The organism is Yoonia sp., assembly GCF_046498525.1.
GTDB lineage: Bacteria > Pseudomonadota > Alphaproteobacteria > Rhodobacterales > Rhodobacteraceae > Yoonia.
Map to the genome: position 1 here is coordinate 23,214 of NZ_JAWOAN010000196.1, position 6,904 is coordinate 30,117.

Genomic DNA, 6,904 nt, shown 5'->3' on the forward strand with positions numbered 1-6,904 from the left:
CGTCAGGTCGTGGCGCGAGGGGCGCGGAACAGCAAAAAGGACGCGCCGGCGAAGGCTGCGCCCTTACGGGTCTGCGAAAGGTCGGGTTAGCCGCCCGCGATCATTTCGGATTGCCGCACGATCACCTCTGCCTGCTTGATAGAGGCAATATCGACCAGACGGCCCTTGTAGACGGTTGCCCCTTCGCCCCGCGCCTTGGCGTCTTCCATCGCGGCAAGGATTTCACGGGCCTCTGCAACGGCGTCGTCCGAGGGGGTGAAGACTTCGTTGGCCAGCGCGATTTGCTTGGGGTGGATTGCCCATTTGCCGACCATGCCCAGCGTGGCCGACCGGCGCGCCTGTGCGCGGTAACCTTCGTCATCGCTGAAATCACCAAAGGGCCCATCGACGGGCAGCACACCATGCGTCCGGCAGGCCGCGACAATGGCTGTCTGTGCCCAGTGCCAAGGATCGGAATAATGCCGCGTCTCGCCGTGCAGCATATAGTAATTTTCCTGCGTGCCACCGATGCCTGTCGTCTGCATCCCCATGGATGCCGCAAAATCGGCCGCCCCCAGGCTCATCGCGGCCATGCGCGGCGAACTGGCGGCGATTTCTTCGACATGTGCGATGCCGGCGGCGGATTCGATGATGACCTCGAAGGTGATCGGCTTGGTCCGCCCCTTGGCCGTTTCAATCGCAGTGACCAGCGCATCAACGGCATAGACATCTGCGGCACAACCCACTTTGGGGATCATGATCTGGTCGATCCTGTCATCGGCCTGTTCCAGCACATCGACCACGTCCTTGTACCAATAAGGCGTGTCCAACCCGTTGATCCGGACGGAAAGATACTTGGTGTTCCAGTCCACATCGTTGATTGCCTGAATGACATTGCTCCGGGCGACATCCTTGTCAGAGGGCGAAACGCTGTCCTCGAGATCAAGGTTGATCACGTCCGCAGCACTTGCCGCCATCTTTTCGAACAGTTTGGTGTTCGAGCCGGGCCCGAAAAGCTGGCAGCGGTTCGGGCGGGCAGGTGGGGTCGGTTGCAGGCGGAATGACATCGGCAGATCCTTGGCGTATTTTAATTACGTGACGGTTCCGCTGATCGGTATATTATTGCGCGGACGCTAACAAGGTGAATTTGCAATCGCAGCAATGAAATGCTGCGACGCAATATCAGACGCCGGCATCGACGATCGCTTTCGCCAGCACCGGCACCGTCTGCGCATTCAGTCCGGCAATATTCATACGGCTGTCGCCCACCAGATAAATCCCGTGATCCGCGCGCAATGTCTCTACGATTTCGGGTGTTGTTCCCAGACGGCTAAACATGCCGCGATGTTCGGCCAGAAAATCAAAGCGGTCGCTGTTCGTCAGGCGCTTGAGCTCATCGGCGAGTTGCTGGCGCAAGGCCAACATGCCGTTGCGTGTTTCTTCCAGTTCTTCTTCCCAATCGGCCCGCAGTTCGGGGTCTTGCAGGATGGTTGTGACGACCCGTGCCCCGTGATCGGGCGGGAAGGAATAGTTCTGGCGGTTGAGGAACGCGAGGTTCTGCTGGGTAAGCGCCTGCTGGTCGGTATCCTTGGCGACCGCCATCAGGATACCGGTCCGTTCGCGATAGATGCCGAAGTTCTTGGAACAGCTTGCCGCAATCAGACAGTTTTCGAAACTGCTTGCGATTTGGCGCGTTGTGACTGCATCGGCGGCCAGTCCGTCGCCAAAGCCCTGATAGGCGATGTCAACGAAAGGGACAGCGCCCTTGTTCTGCATCAAGCCGATGACCTGCTCCATCTGGCTATAGGTCAGGTTCGCTCCGGTAGGGTTGTGGCAGCAGCCGTGCAAAAGCACCACATCACCGGGGGCGACGTTCTGCAAATCCGCGATCATGCCTTCGAAATCAACGCTGCGCGTGTCATTGTCGAAATAGCGGTACTCGGCCATTTTCATGCCAAGGTACTTGATGATGGACAGATGGTTCGGCCATGTGGGGTTAGACAGCCAGACGGTGGCCTTGGGGGCTGCGATGCGGATCAGTTCCAGCGCCTGACGGATCGCACCTGTGCCGCCGGGGGTCGCCACGGCGGCGACACGTTCGCTGGGCACGCTGTCACCCAAGACGAGGTCTTTCATCACGGCACTGAAGGCCGGATCGCCCGCAAGACCGGTGTAGGCCTTTGTGGTCTGATCCGCCAGAATCCGCCGCTCGGCCTCTTTCACGGCGCGCATGACAGGGGTGTTGCCTGTCGCGTCTTTGTAGACGCCGACACCAAGATCGACTTTGTCGGCGCGCGGATCGGCTTTGTACTTCGCCACAAGGGCAAGGATTTTGTCAGCAGGTTGGACGGTCAGGTTTTCTAGCATCAGTCAGGCTCCGGTCGCGATTGGAAGGTCGGCGTACATGCCCCATTCGGACCATGAGCCATCATAAAGCGCGTGATCGGTCTTGCCGATCCGTTCAAGCGCAAGAGAAAGAATAGCCGCAGTCACACCCGACCCGCAGGTTGTGATCGCAGGTTTGGCAAGATCAACGCCGGCGTTCTCGAAGATAGTCTTGATCTCACCCTTGGATTTCATGGTTTTGTCGGCGTTGAGCAGGTCTTGGTAGAAGACATTTCTTGACCCCGGAATATGTCCCGAGCGCATGCTTTCGCGTGGCTCTGGCTGTTCGCCCCTAAAGCGCCCCGGCGCGCGGGCATCAATGATAGCGTGGTTGCCCAGCTTGGAAGCACGGGCTACATCCGTGACGTCGCGCACGCGGTGTGCTTCCATTTTCACGGTCATATGGCGATCGCGAATCGTTGGCGCCGCGGTTGTCAAAGGATAGCCGTCAGCCACCCATTTGGGCAGCCCGCCATCCAGAACCGCGATATTCTTCTGACCCATCAAGCGAAACAGCCACCACACGCGCGCGGCTGAAAACAGGCCGCTGCCGTCGTAGACGACGACCTGATGTCCGTCGCCCACGCCCATTGCCCGCATCCGGGACATGAATTTCTCGACCGGTGGCGCCATATGCGGCAGTTCTGACCTTGCGTCGCTGATCTCGTCGATGTCAAAGAAACGCGCGCCGGGAATATGGCCTGCGGCATACTCGGCTTTTGCATCGCGTCCCGCGTCGGGCATGTACCACGAGGCATCGAAGATCCGCAGATCGGGGTCTTTCAAATGGGCGGCCAACCAATTTGTGCTGACCAGTGTACTTGGATCGTCGGGAGTGGCCGGGTCCATCGCGCGCCCCTAGTTGATAAATCAGATCAGGCCTACCCCGCAGCGCCCCGCAAGACAAGCCATCGCAATACCGCGGCTCCGTTATTATTGGCCCGGAAATATCCCCGCCGGAGGCATCAGCCCTGACCAAAAGCGCCCAACGGTCAATTCCCGTGGCGCAGCAACCGCTGTTTCTGGCGACCCCAATCGCGCTTGGCCTCGGTTTCACGCTTGTCGTGGCTCTTCTTGCCTTTTGCAGTTGCGATCTTGAGCTTCACAAGGCCTCGGTCGTTAAAATACATCACCAGTGGCACCAGTGTCATGCCTTCGCGCTTGGTTGCGTTCCAAAGGCGGGCCAACTCGCGCTTGCTGACAAGGAGCTTGCGTTTGCGACGTTCCTCATGGCTGAACATCGCGCGGTCATAGGGAGCGATATATGCGTTCGTAAGCCACAGTTCGCCGTCATCAACGCTGGCGTAACTGTCGGCAATATTGGACTGGCCGGTGCGCAGGGACTTCACCTCGGACCCCGTCAGTATAATGCCGACCTCGATATCGTCCTCTATGGCATAATCATACCGCGCTCGCCGGTTTTCGGCGATGACTTTGTAGTTTTTGTTTTCGGGTTTCTTGACCATAGTTGGGCCCAGATATGCGATGGAGCCGTGTGGTACAAGGTGTGCTGTAAGCAGACTGCACAAGGAGAAAGCAGATGTTCGTTCAAATCGCCCTTGGCAGTGCGTTGCTTTTGGCGTCGATGTTGATCGCAGGGATCGGCTATTGGGTTTTGGAGTCGCGTCTGACCCGGCTGCGCCCATGGCTGATCAAGGCACCGCACCCGCCAAAACTGATGCTGGTCCTTTGTACGACCGCGATCTGGGTGCTTTTTCAGATGACTTTCGCTGTCTGGATGTGGGCGCTGACCTTCGTGGCACTCGGGGTTTTCGAAACGGTAGAGGTCGCGGTCTATTTCGCGCTGGTGTCGTTTACCACACTTGGCTTCGGTGACATCCTTTTGCCGGTAGAGTGGCGCTTGCTGGGCGGTATGGCGGCATTGAACGGACTGCTGAACATTGGCCTTGTCACGGCGGCGATGATTGAAACGCTGCGCCAGTTGCGCTTGCAGCAAATCGCTATTCAGGACAACGACACTTGAGCGCCGCTGTGTTGGCCAACATGAACGCGCGTGCTGTATTTTTGGCGCGGCACGGATTGCATGACCGTCCGTCGGGGACGGGCAGGGGTGCTGACTTGAAGAGTGTGTTGGGCGACCTCGGCTTTGTGCAACTGGACAGTGTGAATACCTTTGCCCGCGCACATGACCTGATCTTGTGGTCGCGCCGCCAGCAGTATCGTCCCAAAGCGTTGGAACATCTGCTGCACCGTGACAGGCAGGTATTCGAACATTGGACCCATGATGCCGCTGTTATTCCGATCGAGAGTTTTGCCCATTGGCGCTTGCGATTTGCGCGGGACGAAAGGCGCATGGCCGAGCGTTGGAAGCAATGGCGACGCGGCGATTTCACCGCCAAGATCGATGACGTACTACGCCAGATTTCAGACCACGGATGTTGTACCTCTGGCGAGGTCGGGACAGATGAAAGCCGAGGTTCGGGTGGCTGGTGGGATTGGCATCCCTCCAAGACAGCGTTGGAATATCTGTGGCGGTCCGGGCAAGTGTCGGTGGTGCGGCGTGACGGTTTCACAAAGGTCTATGATCTGACAGAGCGGGTGATCCCTGCCGAGCATCTGAACCGCCGCCATCATCCCCAGGAAACGATCGAGTGGTGTTGTGCAGGAGCGTTGGACCGCTTGGGGTTCGCCACCAGTGGCGAGTTGGCGGCGTTTTGGGATCATGTCACGCCAGCCGAGGCGAAGGCATGGTGTGCTGCGGCTTTAGCAGACGAGCGTATTGTGGAAATCGACGTTGAAGGCGTTGATGGCAAACTGCGCCGCTCTTTTTCTTGGCCTGACCTGATGGACGCAGCCACCGCAACGCCTGCGCCACGTGTGCGTATCCTGTCGCCCTTCGACCCTGCCTTGCGGGATCGCAAACGGGCAGAGCGGCTCTTTGGGTTTCACTACCGGATCGAGATTTTCGTGCCTGCGCCCAAGCGAGAGTATGGCTATTATGTCTTTCCGGTCATGGAAGGTGACCGGATTATCGGCCGCATTGATATGAAGCGTGACGACGGTGTTCTGGCCGTGCGTGCGTTCTGGCCCGAGGCGGGTGTCCGGATGGGAACTGGCCGGATGGCTGCCTTGCGCAAGGAACTGGAGCGTGCGGCGGTATTTGGCGGCTGCAGTGATCTGACGTTTGCAAAGGATTGGGAACGCTCTGCGCATTAGATCGTGAACACTGTGCAAAATGACGATATCTACACAGGACCAAAGTGAGGGTATCGCAAGTATTATATGGCCCAAACGGACCAGCTTGTTGCCGACTGTGTAATCAACCCGGCACAGGCGGATCAAATCCAGACCCGCGCCAGGCCTGCAAAGATAACGCTATGTGTAAACACGTCTTTGATCGCGGGAATACTGGCCATGATCTTTGCCGGCATCCGCGCCTACACACAGATGTCTGAGAGCTTCTCCGGCGGGCCACGTGCCTATGTGATCGGTGGTCCGGCTGCAATTCCGCTGGCCTTTGGGTTGTGGCGGCTGAACAATGCGTGGTTCAAGCCGCTATCACCCGCCGGCACGCAGAGTAGTGCCGCGATAGGTGAGGTGGGATCAAACGAGCCCTGCGCTAGTTCAGAAGCCCTGCATGCACCATAGCTGCGCGTATCTTTTTCTTGGTCGCATCTGTCAGGCCCGTCAGAGGCGAACGCACCTCTGCACTGCACATGCCCAGCAAAGACATGCCGTATTTCGCGCCTGCCACACCGGGTTCGGTGAACACCGCTTCATGCAATGGCATCAGGCGATCAAGCTGGGTGAGAGCCTTTGCGTAGTCTCCGGCCAGCGTCGTTTCCTGAAACGTCGCAATCAGATTGGGGGCGATATTAGCGGACACCGAGATACAGCCAACACCGCCGTGGGCGTTAAAGCCAAGCGCAGTTGCATCTTCGCCGGACAGCTGGATGAAATCCTCGCCGCAGCGCATGCGCTGGGCCGGCACGCGCGACAGATCGGCTGTTGCGTCCTTCACCCCGATGATCATCTCGTGCTTGGCGAGTTCGGCCATGGTGTCGGGTGTCATATCAACGACCGACCGCGGCGGGATGTTGTAAATCACGACGGGCAAGCCGCAATCTGCCGCTGCTGTGAAATGTGCGATTAGCCCGCGCTGTGTCGGCTTGTTGTAATAAGGCGTCACCACAAGGGCGGCATCCGCACCGGCCTTCTTGGCGGCAAGTACCAGACGCACGGTCTCGGCTGTGTTGTTCGACCCTGCACCCGCAATCACGGGGATGCGTCCGGCGGCTTCGTTCACGACAGTTTCAACAACCAGATCATGCTCGGCATGGGTCAGTGTCGGGCTTTCACCTGTCGTACCCACAGGGACCAGACCGTGGGAACCCTGATCAACATGCCAGTTCACGAGTTTTTTCAGCGCATCCACATCGACCTGGCCGTTCGAAAACGGCGTGACGAGGGCGGGGATTGATCCCTTAAACATGGCACGCTTCCTATCTGTTGGTGGCTTGATCCAGCCGCTGTAAAATCGCGCGGACACTAGGCGCAGTTGACAAATCCTACAAGCCCT

General features: G+C 58.5%; 8 protein-coding genes. 3 read left to right on the top strand and 5 right to left on the bottom strand.

What is annotated here, in order from left to right; genetic code table 11:
- Positions 1–86: 86 nt before the first annotated feature.
- From R6T97_RS12335 to smpB, 4 genes are all read right to left on the bottom strand, one after another.
- Entirely contained in the window at positions 87–1,046 is a 960-nt protein-coding gene (locus R6T97_RS12335) for an L-malyl-CoA/beta-methylmalyl-CoA lyase (protein WP_410349593.1), read from the bottom strand.
- 115 nt (positions 1,047–1,161) lie between these two features.
- Positions 1,162–2,346: an aromatic amino acid transaminase gene (locus R6T97_RS12340; RefSeq protein ID WP_410349594.1), complete on the bottom strand. Its 1,185-nt coding sequence runs from the start codon at positions 2,344–2,346 to the stop codon at positions 1,162–1,164.
- A gap of 3 nt (positions 2,347–2,349) precedes the next feature.
- Entirely contained in the window at positions 2,350–3,213 is an 864-nt protein-coding gene (gene sseA, locus R6T97_RS12345) for a 3-mercaptopyruvate sulfurtransferase (protein ID WP_410349595.1), read from the bottom strand.
- A 143-nt stretch (positions 3,214–3,356) separates the two neighbouring features.
- Complete coding sequence (smpB, locus tag R6T97_RS12350) at positions 3,357–3,830, bottom strand: SsrA-binding protein SmpB (RefSeq protein ID WP_410349596.1); 474 nt, start codon at positions 3,828–3,830, stop codon at positions 3,357–3,359.
- A gap of 74 nt (positions 3,831–3,904) precedes the next feature.
- Here smpB and R6T97_RS12355 point away from each other — a divergent pair, with 74 nt between their 5' ends.
- The 3 genes from R6T97_RS12355 (at position 3,905) to R6T97_RS12365 (ending at position 5,973) form a co-directional block, all read left to right on the top strand.
- A complete protein-coding gene (locus tag R6T97_RS12355; protein WP_410349597.1) occupies positions 3,905–4,348 on the top strand; it encodes an ion channel in 444 nt (147 codons plus the stop codon).
- Entirely contained in the window at positions 4,345–5,541 is a 1,197-nt protein-coding gene (locus tag R6T97_RS12360; protein ID WP_410349598.1) for a winged helix-turn-helix domain-containing protein, read from the top strand. The genes R6T97_RS12355 and R6T97_RS12360 overlap by 4 nt, the downstream gene beginning before the upstream one ends.
- A 66-nt stretch (positions 5,542–5,607) precedes the next feature.
- Entirely contained in the window at positions 5,608–5,973 is a 366-nt protein-coding gene (locus tag R6T97_RS12365; RefSeq protein ID WP_410349599.1) for a hypothetical protein, read from the top strand.
- Here R6T97_RS12365 and dapA read toward each other — a convergent pair.
- A complete protein-coding gene (gene dapA / locus R6T97_RS12370; RefSeq protein ID WP_410349600.1) occupies positions 5,945–6,817 on the bottom strand; it encodes a 4-hydroxy-tetrahydrodipicolinate synthase in 873 nt (290 codons plus the stop codon). The two genes, R6T97_RS12365 and dapA, sit on opposite strands and share 29 nt — an antisense overlap.
- Between the last annotated feature and the right edge of the window lie 87 nt (positions 6,818–6,904).

What these genes read in the sequence shown, in the direction of transcription:
- R6T97_RS12355 (WP_410349597.1), top strand. Translation starts at nt 3,905, where the DNA reads ATGTTCGTTCAAATCGCCCTTGGCAGTGCGTTGCTTTTGGCGTCGATG.
- sseA (WP_410349595.1), bottom strand. Translation starts at nt 3,213, where the DNA reads ATGGACCCGGCCACTCCCGACGATCCAAGTACACTGGTCAGCACAAAT.
- R6T97_RS12365 (WP_410349599.1), top strand. Translation starts at nt 5,608, where the DNA reads ATGGCCCAAACGGACCAGCTTGTTGCCGACTGTGTAATCAACCCGGCA.
- R6T97_RS12340 (WP_410349594.1), bottom strand. Translation starts at nt 2,346, where the DNA reads ATGCTAGAAAACCTGACCGTCCAACCTGCTGACAAAATCCTTGCCCTT.
- smpB (WP_410349596.1), bottom strand. Translation starts at nt 3,830, where the DNA reads ATGGTCAAGAAACCCGAAAACAAAAACTACAAAGTCATCGCCGAAAAC.
- dapA (WP_410349600.1), bottom strand. Translation starts at nt 6,817, where the DNA reads ATGTTTAAGGGATCAATCCCCGCCCTCGTCACGCCGTTTTCGAACGGC.
- R6T97_RS12335 (WP_410349593.1), bottom strand. Translation starts at nt 1,046, where the DNA reads ATGTCATTCCGCCTGCAACCGACCCCACCTGCCCGCCCGAACCGCTGC.